Annotated in this window: 1 protein-coding gene (only partly in view); it reads left to right on the forward strand. The window is 72.2% G+C overall.

The window, feature by feature from the left end:
* A protein-coding gene (locus ACH4S9_RS18095; RefSeq protein WP_398372847.1) for a lonely Cys domain-containing protein crosses the window boundary here: on the forward strand, nucleotides 1-23,974 show its end. 37,607 nt of this gene lie to the left of the window's left edge; only the last 23,974 of its 61,581 coding nucleotides appear in the window; its start codon lies beyond the left edge, outside the window; its stop codon occupies nucleotides 23,972-23,974.
* Nucleotides 23,975-23,993: the final 19 nt, after the last annotated feature.

Consider the following 23,993-nt stretch of genomic DNA (forward strand, 5'->3'; position numbering starts at 1 on the left):
CCGGATCATGGGTGGCGACAAGGTACCGGCGAGGTTCCTGCCGTTCCTGTCGGTCATCCCGGATGTGGACGAGGTCTGGGGATACGCCTGGCAGATGTTCAACCAGGCCGCCGCCCAGCCGGCGAGCAAACCCCCGCAGCTGTTCAAGAACCTGCTGCCGCTGCCGCTGCGGCACGCGCTCGACAGCGCCCGCCGGGCTCTGCGGCCGGACACGCGAGGTTTTCTCGACGAGGATCACGACGCGCTCAGCAAGCTGGTTCACGACGAGCTGACGGCGGTGATGAGGCGTTATTTCCGGCGGTACAAGCCGGGCGAAGCCGTCCCGGACGGGTTCTTCGACATGGCGTTCGGCGACGCGCCCTCCCCACGTGAGCAGGTGACCGCCGCGCTGACGGGGCGTACGTCCCAGGGAGGGCAGACCACCCCGTACGAGACGCTCGGCATGGTGGAGTTCCCGCTGGACACCGACAGTGCCCGGCTGTCGGTCGCGCTGCTGCTGGGCGAGTTCCGGGCGCTCGCGGTGAACGGCCAAGGCCCCACGATGACCGAGGAGCAGATCGAGCAGACCGACGCCGAACTGGCGGCCCTCGGTGAGCGGTTGTACCGGCGGGCGGTGGCGGCCTCGGTCCCGCTGCCCCCCGAGGAGCTGCGCCGGTCGGTGCAACGGATTCTGGACAACCGGGTGGTGCGGGACTTCTCCCGGTTCCTGCGGCTGGCCGTCGAGGGCGTGCCGCACGTGGACGGCGCGCCGCGGCGGCTGCTGACCGTGAGGGGCGAGCAGGAATCGGCCGAGGCGCTGGGTCTTTACGCCCTGGGCACCCCGTTGCCCACAGCCGATCCGTTGTATCGGCTGCTGGCCGAGGTGGTGGGGGAGGCGTCCGCTTTCCTGGCGAACCGGACCGTGCCCGCCGGCGAGCGCGAGGACGTCAGTAAGGCTGTCAGGGGTGCGGAGAAGGCGCTGAAGGTTCTCCGCGAGGCGCCGACGCCGCCCGCGATCGGGTCGCTGGCGGAGATCGTGGCGCTGGACGGGTCCAGGGTTCCCGCGGCCCGGGTGTGGCACGTGAAGCACTCGAACCGTTCGGGCGCGCCGGTGGGGGTGTCGCTGCGCGGGGGCGGGGTGTGGCTGGGGCGGCAGGAGTCCTACGGCCTGCTGCCGGAGGTGGGCCACGTCACGGAGGTCCGGTGGGAGCAGCCGGACGGCAGCGCGGAGACGCCGGTGGTGGTGTCGGAGGGCCCGTGGGAGAAGGCGCCGTTCGGCAGGCTGTTCCTGGTCGGTTTGGACGGGGACGGGACCGCGGCGTGGTTGCCGGTGCGGTCCGAGGACGGTTCGGGTGTTTCGGGTGTGGCGTTCGGCTACAAGGGGGTGATCGATTATCTCTTCGCGCGTGCGCCGGAGTTGACGGAGACGTCGTGGGACACGGATGTGCTGGTGGCGGGTGCGGATGTGGGGGGCCCATATGCGGCTGGTCGTGATCCGCTGGAGTGGCCGCTGGCCGGTCAGGCGCTGGCCAACGGCACCGGTTTTGACCGGGGGGTGTGGGCTTCCGCCCTGGGTCTGGAGTTCGGGTTCGCCTCGGGCGTCGAGGAGGTGGTGGGCGAGGACGGTGTCACCCGGCAGGTGCCGGTGGTGCGGCTTCAGTTGGCGGAGGGCGACCGGCTGGTGGGGTTCCGTCGGGAGCCGTCGTCGGTGCAGTTGGCGGTGTGGGCTGAGCGGGTGACCGGTGATCGGAGGCGGGCTGAGGATGTGCGGCGGTGGTGGCGGGCGGTCCGGCTGGTGTACGGGCCGTTGCTGGAGAACGACGGGGCGGCGTTTGACGCTGTGCTGCGTGGTTTCCGCGCGCTGGATGAGTGGCGGGCGCGCCGGCGTGACGCTTCCCCGCTGACCTGGCGCCGTCTGCGGGCCCTGACCGACGAGCACTTCGCCTCCCCCGGGCAGTCGGCCCCGCCACTGGCACAGGCTTTGCCGCTGTTCCTGGAGCGGGCCGCGGACGAGGTCGGGACGGACCTGGACCTCCTTGGCTTCGATCTGACGCCGCGGTATGAACCCCGGCGGGCGTGGGAGGAGGCCCCGGAGTCCTCGGTGGCGGGCCGGGCGGGTACCGCCGGTGGGCCGGGAGGCCCCGGGCGCCGTGGCCTTCCACGGTGGTCGGATGTGCGGCGGCTGGGTTCGCGTCTGGGGGGCTTGCGGGGCGGTTCGCCGGATGCGGGTGTGGATCCGCTGGCGGCGCACTGGCCGATCGGGCGTGTGGTGACGGTGGCGGGGCCGCGGTCTGCCGCGCCGGTGGAGGTGCCTGCCGCCGAGGCGTCTGCTGAGGCGTCTGCTGGGGTGTCCGCGGGCAAGGGGAAGGGCCGGGAGGAGTGGTTTGGTTTCGAGCGTCGGGCGGATTCTCGTTCGGAGCCGCTGGGTTACGAGGTCAGTGACGCGGGCCGGGTCCGGCTTCCCGGCGGTCCTGATGGTGTGGGGCGGGTGCTGGAGCCGGAGGGCTGGCGGCGGTTCGGTGCCGATTTCCTGCATGAGCCCAGTGGTGCGCTGCTGTACGGGGACAGCGGGTGGATCGGGCGTGCGGCCAACGCGGCCGAGGTGCTGGAGGCTTTCCCGACGGTGCCCTACACGCTGTCCGCGGATTCCTCGGGTCTGCTGCTGGTGCCCGACGAGCGGGAAACCGGTGCTACAGCGGTCCGTATCCCGCTGACGGAGGCACCGCCCACACCAGCCCTCCCGGCCCCGGCCTCCCCGCGGCAGTCCGAGGCCCTCGACGGGGCTGTCAGGGGGGTCGCACAGCTCCCCGCCGCCCGGCCACTCACCGGGGAGGCCACCGACTCCGCCGACCGAGTGCTGGGCGCGCCGGTCGCCCCGCCGGCGTCCGCGTCACCCGCCCCGGAGACGGCCGAGCCACCCGCCCCGGACGAGGCGGCGGCAGAGCGGTTGTTGGAGGCTCTGCACGGGCGGGACCTGCGGTTCCGGAGCAGCCCGTTCGACGTGGATGTGGTGGCTCGTCATGTGCTGCGTCTGCCGGAGGGCGCGCAGGTGGTTCAGGCGGTGCGTGCGGAGTTGTTCGGGTTGGTGAGGGCTGCCAAGGCGGATGGGCGTGCGGGGAGTCTGGCGGCGCTGGGGGCGTTCCATCTGGAGAGGCTGGGGGCGGCCGGGTCGGACCGGAGCCGTCACTTCACGCAGGGGGGACACCGAATTCCGGGTCTGAACTGGCTGGAGTCGGACGCCCTGGATCTGGACACGGACCGGAGCGAGGTCCTGGTTCCGCAGGCGGGCGGCTCCCCGGCCCCTGGCGGTGGCCCCGGGCGGGAGACGCCGTGGCCGAAGGGGACGCGGCCGTATGTCGTCGGGGGCGACGGCAGCAAGGACGGCAAGGTGGTGGTGCGGCTTCCGGACGGTTCGACGCGGGACGTGGACGTCGAGGAGTTCGTGGAGCTGGTGGCGGCGGATGTGGCGCGGGCGGGTCTGCCGCCGGGTACCCCGATCGTGGTGGCCGTTCCGTTCCTGGGCCGGTATGGCCCGTTGTTGCAGGAGCTGGCGGATCGTACGGGTCTGGTGGTGTGGCCGCACAGCGGTGAGGTGGAGGTCAGCCCGCTGCCCGACGGGAAGGGCCGTATCGACACGGTCGCCGGACGGCCCGGAGTTCCCAAGGGTGTCTGGTTCCCGCTCCGGCCCGGCCAGGGGCCGGTTCTCCATGCCGGCCTGCCCGACTGGTACCGCAGCGTGGTGATGTGGCCGATGGTCAGCGAGGCGATTGGCGAGCAGATGGGCCACTCCTCGTTTCGCCCCACCGAGTACGCGGAGACATTCGAGGAGAACGAACGCCACAGCGACCGGATGACGACGTACGTCGACTTCCGCTTCGCCTCGGAGACCGTTTCACCGGAGCGGGAGTTGCCGCGTCCGGGTCCCGAGGGCAGTCCGTTCCCCGAGGCCGACGCGCTCCGCATCAGCGCGCATGGCATCCCGGGCTACATGGCCGTGGCGGTGCGGAGCGGGGACCGCGTGTACTACCGCTCCCTCGACAAGGACGAGGCAGCGGCGTGGGTGGCGTGGCTGGTGTCCGGGCTCCCCAAGGACCGCTGGATCGACCTCGCCTGCTGCTGCCTCGCCTCCCCCAAGGACAGCGACAGGCCGGATCCCGACGTGGGATCCCTCTTCTACCGCGAAGTGTTCGTGGCCGATCCGCTGCGGGAGCTGTCTCCGGGACAGCACATCGTGAACAAGGCGCGGCGCTGGGCGCGTGTCTCCTACGGCCCGCAGTCGGAGATGAAGCTGCAGAGGAACGGCAAGTACGTGCGGACCCTGTTCACCGATCCCCAGGGGCGGGCCCGGGACTGGGAGCTGGGGCGGCCGGAGCCGGAGGGTGCGGCGCTGGACCGGCTTGCGGTGGTGGCCCGGTTGCACTCGGGGAGTGGCCCGGTGTCGGCGGAGGTGCGGGAGCGGACGCTGATTGCGGTGCGGGCGCTGAAGTCGATGTTCGGGGTGTATGTGGAGGACCGTGCGGATTTCGGGGAGCTGCTGCGGGGTGTGGCGGCGGTGGACGAGATGTGGCTGGCCGATCCAGAGTTCCGGCGGGTGGGTCCGCTGACGCTGGATCTGCTGTCGCGGGTGATCGAGGCGCGTCCGGAGGCGGCGTCCGGGGTGGATCAGGAGGTTGCCCGCCGGGTGCTGGCCGCGGCGGCGGCGTGGTGGGAGGCACGGCCTCGTGGTCCGCGGGGCGAGCGTGTGGACATGCCGTGGGACTTCGTGGAGCTGCCGGTGGTGCGGCTGGGCGCGCAGTGGGTGCGGGGGGATGAGGCGAGGTCCGAGGCCGCCACCGTCCTGAATCTGCCCGAACCCCGCCCGTTGGGTGAGGCGGAGCGGCTGCGGATGCTGTGGGCGTGGGTGAAAACCATGGACCTGCTGAGCAAGCCTGGTGTGGACGTGGACGATCTCGCCATACGGGTGCGCCACCTGGACCCGGCCGTCGGCGTCGGCGCGTCGGAGCGTGAGAACCTGCGGACCTTGCTCACCCGCGCGTTCGCCGTGGGGCAGAACGCGTCCGACACGGACGCGGCGGCCGCGTACCACCTGGAGGTGAACCTGGCGTTCATCGCCACCGACAGGGACACGGTCCTGGACGGGGTCGAGGGGAAAAGCCGTGACTTCACGGGGGAGTCGTGGCCGCGGGTGAACCTCGCGCAGATCCGTACGTCCGGCGGGCTGGTGGACGCGCCGTGGCGGAACCGGAACCGGAAGCGGCAGGCGACCGAGCCGGTCCCCTTCCTGCTGCGGATCGAACAGGACCCGCAGGACTCGTACATCATCGAGCTGGACATCGACGGCAGTGTGTTCCGGATATCGGTCATTGAGTTCCTGCAGCTGATGGCGAACGACCCCATCCTGACAGCCAAGGGAAAGGGCACCAAGGTCGTCCTGTCGCACGCCAGGACCGCTCCCCGCATCTACGTCGTGGCGTGGTTGCTGGCGCAGGGGCTTGGCCGTCCTGTGCTGTGGACCAACGACCGGACGGACCTGTCCGGCACGGACGACCAGGGCGCGCCGGTGCTCACCGTGCCCGCCGGAGCGGCCTCCGCCGCCGTCTGGCAGGAGGCGCTGCCGGAGCCCCCGCCGCCGGGCACTCAGAACGCCCCGCGCCCGGTCCCGCGGCCGCTCCCCAGGTCTTCCGGGCTTCCCGCTCCCGCGGCGGCCCTGCCCGCGGCTACGACGACTACGACGGCGGCGACCGTGCCCTCGGCGGCTCCGGCGAAGCTCCACGGCGGTCCCACCAGGAGCGCGCCCCCCGGGCCGGCCGACGGGACCGGCGCGGCCGGTGCGGTCGCGGCCCCGGGCGTGCCGTGGGCTTCGGGCGCGGACGGTGCCGGGTCGCGGGGGTCGGTGCGGGAGTTGTCGGTGCCGTCCACGCCCGTGTCCGGGGACTCCGAGTCCGCTGCGCGGGTGTTCGTCGCGCCGGTCGCCCCGCAGACGTCCGAACCGCCCGCCCCGCTCGCTCCGCAGCCGGCCGCGCTACCCGCGCCTCCCGCCGCGCTCGCTCCGCAGGCGCCCGCCCCGGTTGCACCGCTCGCTCCGCAGCCGGCCGTGTTGCCTCCCGAGTTGCCGCCGTTGAGCGTGGTGGAGTTCGCGCCGGACTGGACCGGCCCGTCCGGGGACGGGCAGCGGGCCATCAGGGCGCTGGCGCTCAAGGTGGCGTCTGCCGGTCTGCGGAACCGGGAGGTGGGCGCGGCGCTGCCGCGGATTGTCATCACCGGGTACGGTGTCGATGTCGCCGGCGGTGGCGAGTGGCGGGCGCGGGCTGCGTACGCGGTGTTCATGGGCCATCTGAAGCAGGTGCTGGACATCCTCCAGGTGTTGTCCGAGGGGGAGGAGCGGCTGGCCGCGGAGGACTTCCCGTTCTTCGTGCAGTGGGCTCCCGGGGAACCCTCGGACGAGGTGGTCGCGCTTGCCGGTGTGCCGCGTGAGGTGCTGGGGCGGCAGGCGACGGTCGGGTTCGCCCTCCCCCCGGACGCGGCGGCGGCGGAGCGGCTGGAGGCTCTGCACCGGCGGGACCGGGCGCTGCGGGGCGATCCGTTCGATGTGGACGTGGTGGCCCGTCGTGTGCTGCACCTGCCGGAGGGTGCGCCGGTGGACCAGGCGGTGCGTGCGTGGCTGTTCGGGCTGGTGGTGGATGCCGCGGCGGCCGGGCGGGCGGGGAGCCTGGCGGCGCTGCGCGCGTTCCACCTCGAGAGGCTGGGGGCGACCGGGCCGGCCCAGAGCGGCTACTTCACGGTGGATGGACACCGGGTGCCGGGTCTCAACTGGCTGGGACCGGACGTCATGGGGGACATGGATGCCCTGGAGCTGGACACGGACTGGAGCGATGTCCTCACGCCGCAGGCGGACGGTTCCCTGGCGATCGGCGGCCCCGGACGGCAGACGCCGTGGCCGAAGGGGACGCGGCCGTACGTCGTCGGGGCCGACTGGCGGGACGGCAAGGTGGTGGCGCGGCTGCCGGACGGTTCGACGGTGGACGTGGACATCGAGGAGTTCATCGAGCTGGTGGCGGCGGACGTGGCGCGGGCGGGTCTGCCGCCGGGCACCCCGATCGTGCTGGCTATTCCTTTCCTGGGCCGCCACAGCCCGCTGTTGCAGAAGCTCGCGGATCGTACCGGTTTGGTGGTGCGCACGCACAGCGGTGAGGTGAAGGTCAGTCCGCGGACCTACGGGACGGGCGGCATCGACACGGTCACCGGACGGCCGGGAGTCCCCAAGGGCGACTGGGTCCCGCTCCGGCCGGGCCAAGGGCCCGTTCTCGATGACAGCGTGCCCGACTGGTACCACGACGTGGTGATGTGGCCGGTCGTCAGCGAGGCGATCGAAGAACAGATCGGTTACACCTCGTTCGGAGCCGGCGAGTACGCGAAGGACTTCGAGGAGCCGAGCCGACACGCGGACCGGATAACGACGTTCACCCACTACCACAGCGCCTTGAACGCCCATGGCCTGGAGCAGGAGCTGCCGCGTCCGGGTCCCGAGGGCAGTCCGTTCCCCGAGAGCGGTGCGTACCGCATCACCATGCATGGCTTGCCGGGCTACGTGGTTCTGACGCTGTGGGACGGGAACGGCGTGGTCGAACGCTTCCTCGGCGAGGATGAGGCGGTGGCATGGGTCAAGTGGCTGGTGTCCCGGCTGCCCAAGGACCGCTGGCTCGACCTCCCCTGTTGCTGGATCGCGTCCCCCAAGGACAGCAACAGCACGGGGCCCGTCCACAGGAGCGTCTTCGCCCCCGAGGTGTTCGTGGCCGATCCACTGCGGCAGATCTCTCTGGCACAGCGCATCGTGAACGCGACGCGATTCTGGGGGCGCATTTCCTACGGCCCGCAGGGGCTGGGAGTGTTGGACGGCAAGTACGTGCGGTCCCTGTTCGTCGATCCCCAGGGGCGGCTGCGGGAGTTCGACCTGGGCCGGCCGGATCCGGAGGGTGCGGAGCTGGACCGGCTTGCGGTGGTGGCCAGGCTGCACTCGGGGGATGGCCCGGTGCCGGCGGAGGTGCTGGAGCGGACGCTGATAGCGGTGCGGGCGCTGAAGTCGATGTTCGGGGTCCATGTGGAGGACCGTGCCGACTTCGGGGAGCTGCTGCGGGGGGTGGCGGCGGTGGATTCGATGTGGCTGGCCGACCCGGACTTCCGGCGGGCGGGTCCGCTGATGCTGGATCTGCTGCGGCAGGTGATCGCGGCGCGTCCGGAGGCCGCGTCCGGGGTGGACCAGGACGTCGCCCGCCGGGTGTTCGCCGCGGCGGCGAAGGCATGGGAGACACGGCCCCCTGGCCCGCAGGGGGAGCGCGTGGAGCTGCCGTTGCGGCACTTCGTGGACCTGCCGGTGGTGCGGGAGGCCGCCCAGTGGCTGGACGGGGATGAGGCGGCGGCCGAGGCCGTCACCGTCCTGAAACTGTCCGGCACCCGTCCGATGGCTGAGGTGGAGCGGTCGCGGATGCTCTGGGCGCGGGTCAAGACCATGGAACTGCTGAGCACAACCGAGATGGAGGAGGACGACCTCGCCCGGCAGGTGCTCCACAAGGACCCGGACTTCGACGTGGACGAGTTGGACCTCAACGAGCTGCGGGCCGTGCTCACCCACGCGTTCGCCGTGGGGCGGGACGCGTTCGACACGGACGCGGCGGCCGCGTTCAACCTGGAGGTGTACGGGGCGTTCGATGACACCGCCACCGCTATGAACACGGTCCTGGACGGGGCCAAGGGGAGCGGTCGTGACTTGACGGGGGAGCCGCGCCCGCAGAAGAGGGTGAACCTGGCGCAGGTCCGTACGCCCGATCTGGTGGACGCGCCATGGCGGAACCAGGATCCGAACCAGCAGGCGGCCGCGAGCGTCCCCCACCTGGTGCGGGCCGAACTGGATCCGCAGGACCCGGACACCATCCTGATGACCATCGGAGGCAGTGGCTTCCGGGGGCCGATCGGTGAGTTCCTGGAGGTGGTGGCGAGCGACCCCACCCTGACAGCCAAGGAAAGGGGCACCGAGGTCCTCTTTTCGCACGCCGGGCTGGGTACCGACGCCGGCGAGGTGGCGTGGGCGCTGGCGCAGCGGCTGGGCGCTCCCGTGTGGTGGATCGACACCCCGACGGACCTGTCCGGCAAGGACGACCAGGGCAATCCGGTGCTCACCGTGTCCGCCGGAGCGGCCTCCGGCGCCGTCTGGCAGAAGGCGGCGGTGGAGCTCCCGCCACCGAATGTCCAGCACGCCCCGCGGCCGGTCCCACGGCCGCTCCCGCTCCCGCTCCGCGGGCCCTCCGGGACTGGTGCTCCCACGACTGCTCCGCCCACGACGACTACGACTCTGCCCCCTGTGGCTCGGTACGGGGCGGAGGCGGCGGGGATGGCGGCGCTTCACGGCGGCCAGGCCGCTGCCCCGGACTCCGCTCCCCGGGTGCTGACCCGTGGGGAGCTGACGGCCCTTGTGGATGGTGTGGCGGTGGGGCTGCCGTCGGGTGGTGTGTCGGAGCGGCGGTGTTTGGAGTTGTTGGGTGCGTTGCGGGATGAGTTGCATCCGGGTGTGTTGCTTCCTTCGGGTGTGCGGGCCGGGGGTGTGGTGGATGACTCGGTGCTGGACCGGCCGGGTGCGGCGTCCCGTTTGGTGGTGGGTCCTGGGTGGGGCCGGGTGGGGTCGTGGGGTGCGGTGGCGGACGCGCTGCGGGACGCGGAGGGTGTGGGGCCGGGCTCGGTGGCGTTGGTGTTGGCGCGGCGGCCGGAGGACGGGTTGGGGCATGCGTTTGCGGCGTATCACACGGCGGATGGTGTGGTGTGGGTGGACGCGTCGATGCGCAAGGGGCACCGGGTGTCGATGGATCCGCCGGATGTGGCGCTGTTGTTTGACGCGCAAGCGGTGGTGGTCGGTCCGTCCGGGCGGGTGGTGGCGAACGCGCTGGAGCCGTTCGTGGAGTCGTCGTCGGTGGCGCACGCGATGCTGGACGGGTCGGTGCGTGATGAGTACGGGGCCATCGGCCCGGAGATCGAGTACCGCTATCCGCTCGACATCTCCGTCACCCCCGACCTTCTGCGGAGGCTCGGCATCCCGGAGCGCCTGGGGGAGCGGCCCGATCTGCGGAAGGAGGTGCTGGCGCATGGCCCCGGAATCAGGGTCACCGTCGATGCGACGGAGTTCTGGCTCGACCGCGCCACGGACCGGCTCTTCGATCCGACGGCGCAACAGCCCCCGGGGGCGAGGTTCGAGGGGGTCGTGCATTTCATCCCGGAGGTCGACACCGATCCGGCGGCCGTGATTCCGGGTGAGCGGCGGCAGTCCTGGGCGGAGGCGGAGGCCAAGCGGAAGCTGGTTCGTGACCGGCTGGCGCGGACGGGCACGGCCGAGCGGGGCGGGCGTCCGATGCCGCTGGTGGAGCTTCTGGGGGATCTTCCGGGGTGGGAGATCACCGAGATCGGCCAGGCGACCACCGTCCATCCCCTCGCCCTGGACTACGACGGCCGCCCCTACGCGCAGTTCTCCCTGGGTCCCCCCGCGGTGGGCCGCATGATGCTCTGGGATCACGCCATCAACCGGCTGTGGCGCAAGGACACGCTTCCCCTGTTCGTCGCGGGGAGGCGTTTCGGGGGGCAGGCCGCCCAGGAACTGGTGGGCCGGCTCGGCTACCGCGACCCGGCGGTCGCGGACCTTCTGCCGTTCCTGGCCGCCATTCCGGATGTGAACGAGGTCTGGGGATACGCGTGGATGACGTTCAACCAGGTCGCCACCGGACCGGTCAACGCCGCGTTCACGGATACCTCGGACCTGCTCAAGAACCGGTTGGCGGTGGTGTCCCGGTCCGCGCTCGACAGCGTCAGGCGGGCTCTGCGGCCTGACTCGCGGGACTTCCTCGACAAGCGTCACGACCAGCTCAGCGTGATCGCCCACGCCGCACTGACCAAGGAGATGGAGCGCACCTTCGCGCGCCACCGGCCGGGCGAGGCCGTCCCGTACGGGTTCTTCGACGCCGACGAAGTGCCGTCCCCTCGCGAGCATCTGACCGCCGCGCTGACGGGGCTGACGTCCCAGGGGAGGCGGATCGGCCAGTACGAGTCGGTCGGCATGAACGAACTCCCGGGCCTGGACACCGGCAACGGCACGCTGGCGGTCCCGCTGGCGGTGGACGAGCTGCGGGGGTACGGGTTCGACGGCAGGACGATGACCGAGGAGGAGATCGAGCGGGCCGGCGCCGAGCTGGTGGAACTCGGTCGGCAGATGTACGAGGAGGCGGTGGCGGCCCGGGTCCCGCTGTCGCCCGAGGTGCTGATCCGGTCGCTGGAACGGATCGTGAACCATCCGGTGGTCCGGGGATCCCTCCCGCTCATGTGGCTGGCCGCCAATGGTGTGCCGCGGGCGGACGGCCCGCCCCGGCCGCTGCTGACGGCGGCGGAGGGGATGACCGTGGCCAAGGCGCTGGCCCGCTACGCCCTGGGGCACATCCGGCTGCCCGCGGACAGCCCGGCGTATCAGCTGATGGCCACGGCGGCGGGGCGGGCGTCCGCTCTCCTGGGCAGCGGGACCGTTCCCGCCGGGCTGCGTGCGCGTGTCGAGGGGGCCGTCAGGAGCGCGGAGCGGGTGCTGACGGCTGTCCTCGAGGGGCCGCCGCCGCCCGCGATCGAGTGGAAGGCGGAGATCGAGGCGCTGGACGGGACCCGGGTTCCGGTGGACCGCGTGTCGCACGTGCAGCACCTGAATGCGTCGGGTGTGCAGGTGGGGGTGTCGCTGCGGGGTGGCGCAGTAGCCGGACCGTGGCTGTATCGGCAGGGGTCCTACGGTCTGCTGCCCGGGGTGGAGTACGTCACGCGGGTGCGGCGGGGGCCGGTGCCCGGAGGTGTGGCCGGGACTCCGGCAGTGGTGGCGGAGGGCCCGCGGAAGAAGGCGCCGTTCGACAGGGTGTTCCTGGTCGGTATGGACGGGAACGGGACCGCGGCGGAATTGCGGGTCCGGGACGGTTCGGGCGTGGCGGTCGGCTACCCGCGGGTGGTGGATTATCTCTTCGCGCGCGCACCGGAGTTGACGGCAGCGCCGTGGGATACGGCTGTGCTGGTGGCGGGCGCGGATGTGGCGGGTCCGCATGCGCGTGGCCGTGATCCGCTGGAGTGGCCGGTGGCCGGTCAGGTGCTGGCCAACGGTACGGGCTTCGACCGGTGGGTGTGGACCTCCGCCCTGGGCCTGGAGTTCGGGTTCGCCTCGGATGTCGAGGAGGTGGCGGACGAGGACGGTGTGGTCCGGCAGAAGCGGGTGGTGCGGCTTCAGCTGGCGGAGGGTGACTGGCTGGCGGGGTTCCGCCGGGAGCCGTCGTCGGTTCAGCTGGCCGCGTGGGCCGAGCGGGTGACCGGTGACCGGGACCGGGCTGGGGATGTGGCGCGGTGGTGGCGGGCGGTCCGGCTGGTGTACGGGCCGCTGCTGGAGGACGACGAGCCGACGTCCGAGGAGGACGACGAGTCGATGTCCGAGGAGGACGACGAGTCGATGTCCGAGGAGGACGACGAGACGGCGTTCGAGGCCCTGCTGCGTGGCTTCCGCGCGCTGGACCAGTGGCGGGCCGACCAGGGCGATGACTCCCTGCTGACCTGGAGCCGTCTGCGGGCCCTGACCGACGAACACTTCGTCTCCCTCGGGCAGCCGGTCCCGCCACTGGCACAGGCGCTGCCGGCGCTCCTGGCGTGGGCCGCGGACGAGGTCAGGACGGACCTGGACCTGCGCGACTTCGATCTGACGCCGCGGCATGCCCCTGAGCGGGCGTGGGCGCAGGCTCCGGAGTCCCCGGCGGCGGACCGGGCGGGCGCCGCCCCGGAGGCGGCCGGGGGCTCCGGCGCGGACGGCGCCGGGTCGCGGGCGCCGTCGGGGCCGTCGACATCCGTGCGGGGGGAATCCGGTTCGCGGGTGTTCATCGGGCCGGTCGCCCCGCCGACGGCCGCGCCCCCCGCCCCGCGGACGGCCGCGCCGTCTTCCGAGTTGCCGACGCTGAGCGTGGTGGAGTTCGGGCCGGGTGAGACGGGCCCGTCCCCGGATGGGCAGCTGGCCATCAGGACGCTGGCGGTCAAGGTGGCGACCGCCGGTCTGCGGAACCGGCCGGCGGGCGCCGCGCTGCCGCGGACCGACATCATCGGGTACGGCGCCGGGGTCGCTGATGGTGGCGAGTGGCGCGCGGGGGCTCTGCGCGCGGTGTTCACCTGGCATCTGAACCAGGTGCTGGACATCCTTCAGCAGAGCCTGCCCGAGGGGGCGGGGCGGTTGGCCGCGGAGGACTTCCCGGTCTCCGTGCGGTGGGCTCCCGAGGGACCCTCGGAGGAGGTGGTCGCGCTCGCCGGTGTGCCGCGTGCGGTGCTGGAGCGGCAGGCGACGGTCGGGTTCGCTCTCTCCCCGGACGCGGCGGCGGTGGAGCGGTTGGAGGCTCTGCAGAGGAAGGACCGGGGACTGCGGAGCCGTCCGTTCGACGCGGACGCGGTGGCCCGTCAGGTGCTGCACCTGCCGGGGGGTGCACCGGTGGACCAGGCGGTGCGCGCGGAGCTGCTGGGGCTGGTCCAGGCGGCCGAGGCGGACGGGCGGGCGGGGAGTCTGGCCGCGCTGGGGGCGTTCCATCTCGAACGGCTGAGGGCGACCGGCCCGGATCAGAGCGGCTACTTCACGGTGGGGGGCCACCGGGTTCCGGGTCTGAACTGGCTGGGGCCGGAGGCCATGGGGGCCCTGGACGCCCTGGAGCTGGACATGGACTTCAGCGACGTCCTGATGCCGCGGCCGGACGGTTCCCTGGCCATGGGCGGCGCTCCCAGGCGGGAGACGCCGTGGCCGAAGGAGCGGGTGCCGTATGTCGTCGGGGCCGACTGGCGGGACGGCAAGCACGGCAGTAACGGCAGGTTGGTGGTGCGGCTGCCGGACGGTTCGACGCGGGACGCGGGCATCGAGGAGTTCGTGGAGCTGGTGGCGGCGGACGTGGCGCGGGCGGGTCTGCCGCCGGGTACCCCGATCGTGGTGGCCGTTCCCTTCCTGGGCCGGTATGGCCCGTTGTTGCAGGAGCTGGCGGATCGTACGGGTCTGGTGGTGTGGCCGCACAGCGGTGAGGTGAAGGTCAGCCCGCGGCCTGACGATAAGGGCGGCATCGACTTGGTCGTCGGGCGGCCGGGGGTTCCCGAGGGTGCGTGGTTCCCGCTTCGGCCGGGCCAGGGGCCGGTTCTCGATGACAGCGTGCCCAGCTGGTACCCCGACGTGGTGCTGTGGCCGATGGTCAGCGAGGCGACCGGGGAGCAGATCGGCGACGCCTCGTTTGCCCCCGCCGAGTACGCGCGGGACTTCGAGGAGACGGATCGCCACATCGACCAGATGACGACGTACGTCAACGACTATTTCACCCTGCGCGCCGCTGGGCGGGAGTTGGAGCTGCCGCGCCCGGGCCCCGAGGGCAGTCCGTTCCCTGAGGCCGACGCGTACCGCATCTCCATGCATGGCGTGCCGGGCTACATGGTGCTGTCGGTGTGGAGCGGGAACGGCGTGGTCAACCGCTTCGTCGGCGGGAGTGAGGCGGTGGCGTGGGTGACGTGGCTGGTGTCCCGGCTGCCCAAGGACCGCTGGCTGGACCTCCCCGCCTGCTGGATCGGGTCTCCCGAGGACAGCAACAGGCCGGGGCCCGCCGGGAGGGACGTCTTCGCTCCCGATGTGTTCGTGGCCAATCCGCTGCGGGAGGTGTCTGTGGGACAGCGCATCGTGAACGGGGCGCGGCGCTGGGCGCGGGTCTCCTACGGCCCGCAGGGGAAGGGGCGGAAGAACGGCAAGTACATGCGGAGCCTGACCACCGATGCCCGGGGGCGGCCGCGGGAGTTCGCCCTGGAGCGGCCGGAGCCGGAGGGCGCGGAGCTGGACCGGCTGGCGCGGGTCGCCAGGCTGCACTCGGGCCCCGGCGCGGTGCCGCCGGCGGTGCTGGTGCGGACGCTGGATGCGTTGCGGGCGCTGAAGGCGATGTTCGGGATCTATGCGGAGGACCGCGCCGACCTCGGGGAGCTGCTGGCTGGGGCGGCGGCGGTGGATTCGATGTGGCGGGCCGACGACGACTTCGAGCGGGCGGGTCCGCTGACGCTGGATCTGCTGGGACGGGTGATCGCTGAACGTGCGGAGCCCGGGGTCGGCGTGGGTCAGGATGTGGTCCGCCGGGTGCTGGCCGAGGCGGCGACGGCGTGGGCGGCGGGGGAGTCGTTCGGGGACTTCGTGGTCCTGCCGGTGGTGCGGGAGGCCGCGGGGTGGCTGAACGGGGATGGTGCGCGGGCCGAGGCCGTCGACGCCCTGAAGCTGTCCGGCCCCGGTCAGGTGCGGGAGGCGGAGCGGTCGCGGATGTTCTGGGCGCGGGTCAAGGCCGGGGAGGTGCTGGACGCGCCCGGTATGGACGAGACCAAGCGCGACGCGCTGGCCGTGCGGGTGCTCCACCTGGACCCGGCCTTCGACGTCGACCCGCGGGAACGTGAGCGCTTGCGGGTCGTGCTCACCCGGGCGTTCGCTGTGGGGCGGGACGCGTCCGACCCGGACGCGGCGGCCGCGTACGACGTCGAGGAGTACGGGGCGTTCGATGACACCGCCATGGACACGGCCTTGGACGGAGTCGAGGGGAGCGGTCGTGACTTCACGGGGGAGTCCTGGTCGGGGGTGAACCTGGCGCGGATCCGTCAGCCCGCCGGTCTGGAGGACACGCCGTGGCGGCACCAGCGTCCACCCCAAGGCCGCAACCAGCAGGCGACCGTGCCGGTCCCCGACCTGGTGCGGATCGAACTGGACGAGCGGGAGCCGGACATCATCACGCTGTTCATCGGCAGCCGCGTGTTCCGGATGCCGGTCGGTGAGTTCGTGGAGCTGATGGCGAACGACCCCACCCTGACGGACAAGAGGCCGGGCAGCACCGTCGTCCTGTCGCACGCCCGGCCGGCTCCCGGCATCGCTGAGGTGGCCAGGCGGCTGACGCAACTGGGTCGTCCCGCGTGGTGGACCGAGACCCCGACGGACCTGTCCGGCACGGACGATCAGGGCGCGCCGGTGCTCACCGTGCTCGGCGCCTCCCGTGCCGAATGGCAGAAGGCGGAGGTGGAGTTCCCGCCGCCGCCCGTCCCGCCCGCCCCGCTCCCCGCCCCGCGGCCGTACCCGCTCCCGAACTCCAGGCCCCCCGGACCTGGTGCTCCCACGATGACTCCGGCCACGACGGCTCTGCCGACCCTGTCCTTGGCGGCTCCGGTCGTGGCGGACGCGGAGGGGACGGCGGCGCCCCACGGGGGCCCCACCGCCACGGTCACGGACACCTCCACGGACCTCGCTTCCGAGAACCCGGCCACCGGGCCGGTGCCGGCCCCCCGGGAGCTGGGTCATGGGGAGCCGGCGGGACCTGCGGACGGGGTGGTGGCGTGGGAGCCGCGGGGGGACGTGGTCGAGGCGCGGCCGGTGGCGCGGGCGTCGTCGGGGCAGGAGATGCCCGGTCTGGAGGGGTCCGCCCCGCGGGTGTTCACCGCGCCGGTTGATCCGCGAGCGGCCGAGCCCCGAGCGGATGGGCCGCTTCGGGCGCTGCCGGTGCTGACCCCGGTGGTGTTCTGGGCCCAGGGAACGGAGCATCTGCTCGGAGAGCAGCGGGAGACTCTCAGGAAGCTGGCGTTCGAGGTGGCGCTGGCCGGTTTGCGCAACCGGCGGGCGGGTGTCGCGCTGCCGAGCGTCCAGATCACCGGATACGGCACCGGTGGTGAGGACGAGGTGCGTGCGCGGAACGCGCACCAGGCGTTCACCGGCTTCCTGGACGATGCGCTGCGCACTCTTCAGCAGGGGCTGCCTTCGGGTGAGCGACGGCTGGGCGTGCGGGATTTCGCGCTCTCCGCGCAGGCTTCGGGGTGGCCGTCCGAGAATGCGGCTGTGCTCGCCGGTGTGGAGCGGGAGGACCTGGCGCGGCGGGCGACGGTGGGGGTGACCCTGCCCGGGGACGCGGCGGCGCTGGAGAGGCTGGACGTTCTGCGGGGGCGCGACTGGCGGTTCCGAAGCGGTCCGCTGGATGTGGACGTGATGGCCCGTCATGTTCTGTGTCTGCCGGAGGGCGTGCCGGTGGACGAAGCCGTGCGTGCGCGGTTGTTCGAGTGGGTGCGGGACGCCGAGGAGGCTGGGCGGGCGAGGAGCCTGGCGGAGCTGGTGGTGTTTCGCCTCGCCGAGTTGGGGGTGATCCATCCGGGCCGGAGTGACCACTACACGGTTGACGGTGACCGGGTTCCGGGCCTGAACTGGTTGGGGCCGGCGGCTATCGAGCTGGACACCACCCGGAGTCAGGTCTATGTGCCGCAGCCGGGCGGTTCCCTGGCCATCCGGGGCCCCGGGCGGGAGACGCCGTGGCCGAAGGGGAGGGTGCCGTACGTCGTCGGGGCCGACTGGCGTGACGACAAGGTGGTGGTGCGGCTGCCGGGCGGCTCGACGGTGGACCTGGACGTCGAGGAGTTCATAGAGCTGGTGGTGGCGGACGTGGAGCGGGAGGGTCTGGCGCCGGGCACCCCGATCGTGCTGGCCATTCCCTTCTTGGGCCGCCACGGCAAGCTGCTGCAGAAGCTCACGGACCGCACGGGCCTGGTGGTGTGGGCGCACAGCGGTGAGGTGGCGGTCAGTCCGCGACCCGGTGGGAAGGGGGGTATCGACACGGTCGTCGGGCGGCCGGGAGTCCCCAACGGCGCCTGGGCCCCGCTCCGGCCGGGCCAGGGGCCCGTTCTCGATGACAGCGTGCCCGACTGGTACCACGACGTGGTGATGTTGCCGATCGTCAGCGAGGCGACGGGGGAGCTGATCGGCGACGCCTCGTTCGAGCCCGACGAGTACGCGGAGCACTTCGAGGAGGGCGACCGCCATCTCGACCAAGCGACGACGTTCGAGCACTACAACCTTGCCGTGAACGCGGTCACCCCGGATTACGCGCTGCCGCGTCCGGGGCCTGAGGCCAGTCCGTTCCCAGAGGACAAGGCGTACCGCCTGAGCACGCACGGCAGACCGGGTTACCTCTCGCTGGTGGTGCGGGACAGGGCCACCGGCAGCCTCGGTATTCGCCTCGTCGACGAGGACGAGGGGGTCCCGTGGGCGATCTGGATGATGTCCCGGTTGCCCAAGGACCACTGGATCGACCTCCCCTGCTGCTGGGCCGGGTCTCCCAAGAACCGTGTCGTGCCGAACCCCGGCCGGGTGACCAACGCCCTGCCCGGCGTGTTCGTGCCCGATCCGCTGGGGGAGGTCTCTCTGGGGCAGCACATCGCGAACCGGGCGCGACGCTGGGCGCGCGCTTCCGACGGCCCACAGGGGATGGACACGGTCGGCGGCAAGTACGTGCGGTCCCTGTTCGCCGATCCCCAGGGGCGGTACCGGGTGTGGGTTCTGTTCCGGCCGGAGCCGGAGGACGCGGAGCTGGATGTGCTGGCGCGGGTGGCCGGGCTGCACTCGGGCGGTGGCGCGGTGCCGGCGGCGGTGCGGGTGCGGACGTTGCGTCTGGTGCGGGCGCTGAAGTCGATGTTCGACGTCTGGGTGGAGGACCGTGCCGACTTCGCGGAACTGCTGCGGGGGGCGGCGGCGGTGGATGAGATGTGGCTGGCCGACGCGGACTTCCGGCAGGCGGGTCCGCTGACGCTGGATCTGTTGTCGCGGGTGGTGGAGGCGCGTCCCGAGGCCGCGTCCGGGGTGGACCAGGAGGCCGCCCGCCGGGTGCTGGCCGCGGCTGCGGCGGAGTGGGACACATGGCGCGATGCCGGACTGCACGAGGCCCGGTTCAGTAAGTTCGTGGCGCTGCCCGCGGTGCAGGAGGCTGCCAGGTGGGTGCGTTCGCCTGGCATGAAGGCCGCGGCTGTCGACGCTTTGCGGCTGTCCGGTTCCGGCGAGGTGCATGAGGCGGAGCGGTCGCGGATGTTCTGGGCGCGGGTCAAGGCCGGGGAGGTGCTGGATGAGCCCGGTGTGGCCGTGGACGAACTCGCCATACGGGTGCTCCACCTGGACCCGGACTTCGACGTCGACCCGTCGGAACGTGACGACCTGCGGCTGCTGCTCACCCGGGCGTTCGCAGCGGGGTGGGACGCGTCCGACCAGGACGTGGCGGCCTCGTACGACCTGGCGGAGCACGGGGTCCTCGAATTCATCGCCGTGGACACGGACATGGACGGGGAGCCGGGGAGCGGCCGTGACTTCACGGGTGAGCGGCCGGAGAAGGTGGATCTGGCGGAGATTCACACGTCCGCTGGTCTGGTGGACGCGCCGTGGCGGGAGGACGAGTGGCCCCCCTATCTGGTGAGTGTCAAGCCGCACGGGCAGGACCCGGACCTTCTTGAAGTGGTCCTCGGGGACCGGACGGAGGTGATACCGGTCGGTGAGTTCCTGGAGGTGATGGCGAACGACCGCGGTCTGCTCTCCTGCGCCCTGGACACTCGCGTCGTCCTTTCGTTCTCCGGGCTGGGGCCTGGCATGGGCGCGCTGGCGCAGCGGCTGGCGCAGCGGCTGGGCCGTCACGTGTGGTGGACCGATCTCCCGACGAGCCTGTCCGAGACGGGCGACGAGGGACTTTCGGTGCTCACCGCGCCCGCCGGATCCGACCCTGACGGAGGCTGGCGGGAGGCGGTTCCCGTTCCGCCGCGGTACCTCCACGACGCCCCGTTCTCGGTCCCGCAGCCGCTCCCCAAATCCGCCGGGCGCGACGCGACCGCGCCCGCGGCCCTGGCGGGTGTGGGTGGGACGGTGGTGTCCCGTGGCTCCGGCGAGGGCGCGGACCCGGGTGCTTCCGGCGCGGACGATGCCGTGGCGCGGGTGGCGGCGCGGGCGCCGTCGGGGCCGTCCACATCCGCGCCGGGGGACTCCGTTTCGCGGGTGTTCGTCGCGCCGGTCGCCCCGCAGACGGCCGAGTCCCCAGCCCCGCTCGCCCCGGAGACAGCCGCCGCGTCGCAGTCCCCGGACGAAGCGGCGGCAGAGCGGCTGTTGGAGGCCATGCACGGGCGGGACCGGCGGTTCCGGAGCGGTCCGTTCGACGTGGACGTGCTGACCCGTCATGTGCTGCGTCTGCCGAAGGGCGCGCCGGTGGACCAGACGGTGCGTGCGGAGTTGTTCGGGCTGGTGCGGGATGCGGAGGCGGATGGTCGGGCGGGGAGTCTGGCGGAGCTGGGGGCGTTCCATCTGGAGAGGCTGGGGGCGACCGGGTCGGCCCAGAGCGGCCACTTCACGCTGTGGGGGCGCCGGGTTCCGGGTCTGAACTGGCTGGGGCCGGACGCCTTGGAGCTGGACACAGACTGGAGCGAGGTCCTGACGCCGCAGTCCGACGGTTCCCTGGCCCCCATCGGCCGCCCCAGGCGGGAGACACCGTGGCCGAAGGGGAAGTGGCCGTACGTCGTCGGGGCCGACTGGCGCGAGGACAAGAAGAAGGTGGTGGTGCGGCTGCCGGACGGTTCGACGCGGGACGTGGACATCGAGGAGTTCGTGGAGCTGGTGGCGGCGGACGTGGCGCGGGCGGGTCTGCCGCCGGGCACCCCGATCGTGGTGGCCGTTCCCTTCCTGGGCCGTCACAGTGCGCTGTTGCAGAGGCTTGCGGACCGTACGGGTCTGGTGGTGTGGCCGCACAGCGGTGATGCGAAGGTCACCCAGCGGGGCGGTATCGACACGGTTGCCGGGCGGCCGGGGGTTCCCACGGGCGACTGGTTCCCGCTCCGGCCGGGCCAGGGGCCGGTTCTCGATGGCAGCGAGCCCGACTGGTACCCCGACGTGGTGATGTTGCCGACGGTCAGCGAGGCGAGCGGAGAGCGGATCGGCGACGCCTCGTTCGACCCCGCCGAGTACGCGGAGGACTTCGAGAAGCCGGGCCGCCACAGCGACCGGATAACCACGTACTTCGACTACCACTTCGTCTTGGACGATCTGGGGCCGGAGTTGGAGCTGCCGCGTCCCGGTCCGGAGGGCAGTCCGTTCCCGGAGGCCGACGCGTACCGCATCACCCTGCATGGCGTGCCGGGCTACCTGGTGCTGACGGTGTGGAGCGGGAGCGGCGTGGCCGAACGCTTCATCGACGAGAGTGATGCGGTGGCGTGGGTGACGTGGCTGATGTCCCGGCTGCCCAAGGATCGCTGGCTGGACATCTCCTGCTGCTGGATCGGGTCCCCCAAGGACAGCAACAGGCCGGGTCCCGCCCCGAGGGGCTACTTCGCTCCCGAGGTGTCCGTGGCCGATCCGTTGCGGGTGGTGTCTGTGGGGCAGCACATCGTGAACGGGGCGCGGCGCTGGGCGCGTGTCTCCTACGGCCCGCAGGGCTTCGGGAAGGAGAACGGCAAGTACATGCGGGCCCTGTTCGCCGATCCTCAGGGGCGGGCCCGGGGGTGGGATCTGCTGCGGCCGGAGCCGGAGGGTGCGGAGTTGGAGCGGCTGGCGCGGGCGGCCGAGTTGCACTCAGGGGATGGTCCGGTGCCGGCGGAGATGCTGGAGCGGACGCTGTATGGGTTGCGGGCGCTGAAGTCGATGTTCGGGGTCTATGCGGAGGACCGTGCCGACTTCGGGGAGCTGCTTCGGGGGGTGGCGGCGGTGGAGGGGATGTGGCTGGCGGACGACGACTTCAAGCAGGCGGGTCCGCTGACGCTGGATCTGCTGCGGCGGGTGATCGTTGCACATGCCGGGCCCGGGGTCATGGTGGATCAGGACGTCGTTCGCCGGGTGCTGGCCGCGGCGGCGACGGCGGGGAAGGCGGGGGTGCCGTTCCGGGACTTCGTGGAGCTGCCGGTGGTGTGGCTGGCCGCGGGGTGGCTGAACGGGGGTGGTGCGCAGTCCGAGGCCGTCGACGCCCTGAAGCTGTCCGGCCCAGATCAGCAGTTGGGCGAGGTGGAGCGGTCGCGGATGTTCTGGGCGTGGGTGAAGACCATGGATCTGCTGAGCGCACCCGGCATGGACGTGGATGAAGTGGACAAGCTGGCCGTGCGGGTGCTCCACCTGGACCCGGACTTCGACGTTGAGCCGCGCCATCGCGAGCGCCTGCGGGCCAGGCTCACCCAGGCGTTCGCGGTGGGGCGGGACGCGTCCGACCCGGACGTGGCGGCCGCATACGACCTGGAGGAGGAGTACGGGGCGTTCACGGGCACCGGCTTGGACACGGTCCAGGACGGGGCCCGGGGGAGCGGTCGTGACTTCACGGGGCAGCCGCGGTCAGGGGTGGTGAGCCTGGCGCAGATCCTTGCGCCCGGCGGTCTGAAGGACGCGCCGTGGCGGCACCAGGGCCCGAACCAGCAGGCGACCGAGCCGGCCCCCTACCTGGTGCGGATCGAACTGGACGAGCTGGATCCGGACAGCATCATGCTGATCATCGGCGATAGTGTGCTCCAGATGCCGGTCCGTGAGTTCTTGGAGCTGATGGCGAACGACCTCACCCTGACCGACAAGGAAGAGGACACCCTGATCGTCTTGTCGCACGCCTGGCCGGCTCCCGGCATCGGCGAGGTGGCCAGGCGGCTGGCGCAGCGGGTGGGCCGTGACGTGGGTTGGACCGACACCCCGACGGACCTGTCCGGCACGGATGATCAGAACCGGTCGGTGCTCACCGTGCTCGCCGCCTCCGACGCCGTCTGGCAGAAGGCGGAGGTGGAGGCCCCGCAGCCGCCTGTCCCCAACGCCCCGCGCCCCATCCCACAGCCGTACCCGCGCTCCGGGCCCCCCGGGCCTGCTGCCCCCACGGCGGCTCCGCCCACCACGGCCACGACGACCAGACCGACGGCTCTGGGCTCGGCAGCTCCGTCAGGGCTCGCTGCCGCCTCCTCCGCCACACCGCCGGGTGAGAAGCCGGAGGCGACGACCGCCCCTGTGGCGCCGCTCGTGTTGTCCCCGGACCCGGCGTCGTTCCCGGACTTCGAGTCGTTCCTGAACGCCGGGATGCCTTCCGCGCCCGGGGAACCCGAGGCGCCTGGGGGATCCGCGCCGGCCGAGGCGTCCCCTGCGTCGCCCTGGGACATGGCGCGTATCCGCTACGCCGAGGAAGCCTTCGACTACGAGCATCGGCTGGCCACGTACCTGGCGGCCAACGAGCGGATCAACGCGGAGCTTGCGAAGGTGGTGCGGGCGTTCTGGGTCCTTGCCCTGCACAACGGGGCGGACTACCGGAAGTTCGGCAGCGACAATCCGGCGGAAGTCGGGGCGGTCGGGGCGTCCTTCGAAAGCCTGGCAAGGGTCGTGGAGTCAGGGAATGTGCGCGAGAGGGTGGACTTCATCTTCTCCGGGGCGAAAAACGGGCTCATCCCCGACCTCACGGGGGGCAAGGTGCGCAGGCATCCCGTGATCAAGGCGGAGCGCGACGACCGGCGGAACACCGAGGCGTACACGCGCTACAAGGAGATGCAGGCGGAACTCCGCGCGGCGGGCCTTGACGAGGAGGACATAGCGGAAGAGATGGAGGACCTGGTGGCGATGGTGTCGACGCCGCTGCGGCCGGAGGACGTCCGGCCCCCGCTGAGCCAGGACGAATGGCTGCTTGGGGTGAGGGATGGGAAACTGCGCTGGAGGCCCGCCGGGCTGTCCCAGGAACTGCCGATGTCCGCCGAACTCCAGGCGCGTGCCCAGGAGAGTGGCGGTCTGGTGCTGACCGGTACTTCGGGCAGCTCCTACTTCATCCTGGTGTGCGTCGCCCGGATGTCGGGCCTCACGGGCCTCCCTGTGGACCTCGGCCTGATCAGGGCCGGGCTGGTCAGCGTCATGGGGGCCGCGGACCACCACAGCTTTCACGAGGTGATGGCCGGCGCCCAGCTCCTCCTGGACGAGGTCGCCCACCCGGAGGTCCCGGACTACGTGGACGGCTGGTACCGGTACCGGAACGTCTATCCGCTGACCGAGGAGGAGCTGCGGGCCCATGTCGCGCGCGACGGGCTCTTCCCCGACGAGCACGCCCTGGCGCTGTTCGCCGAGCTGGACGACGGAGACGACGGGGCCGAGGAGGGGGCGGAGAGCGACGACGGCGATGACAGCTCAGACCGGTGAAGGGACGCCCACGCGGGCG

The organism is Streptomyces sp. NPDC021225, assembly GCF_044332865.1.
In the GTDB taxonomy this organism is placed as follows: domain Bacteria; phylum Actinomycetota; class Actinomycetes; order Streptomycetales; family Streptomycetaceae; genus Streptomyces.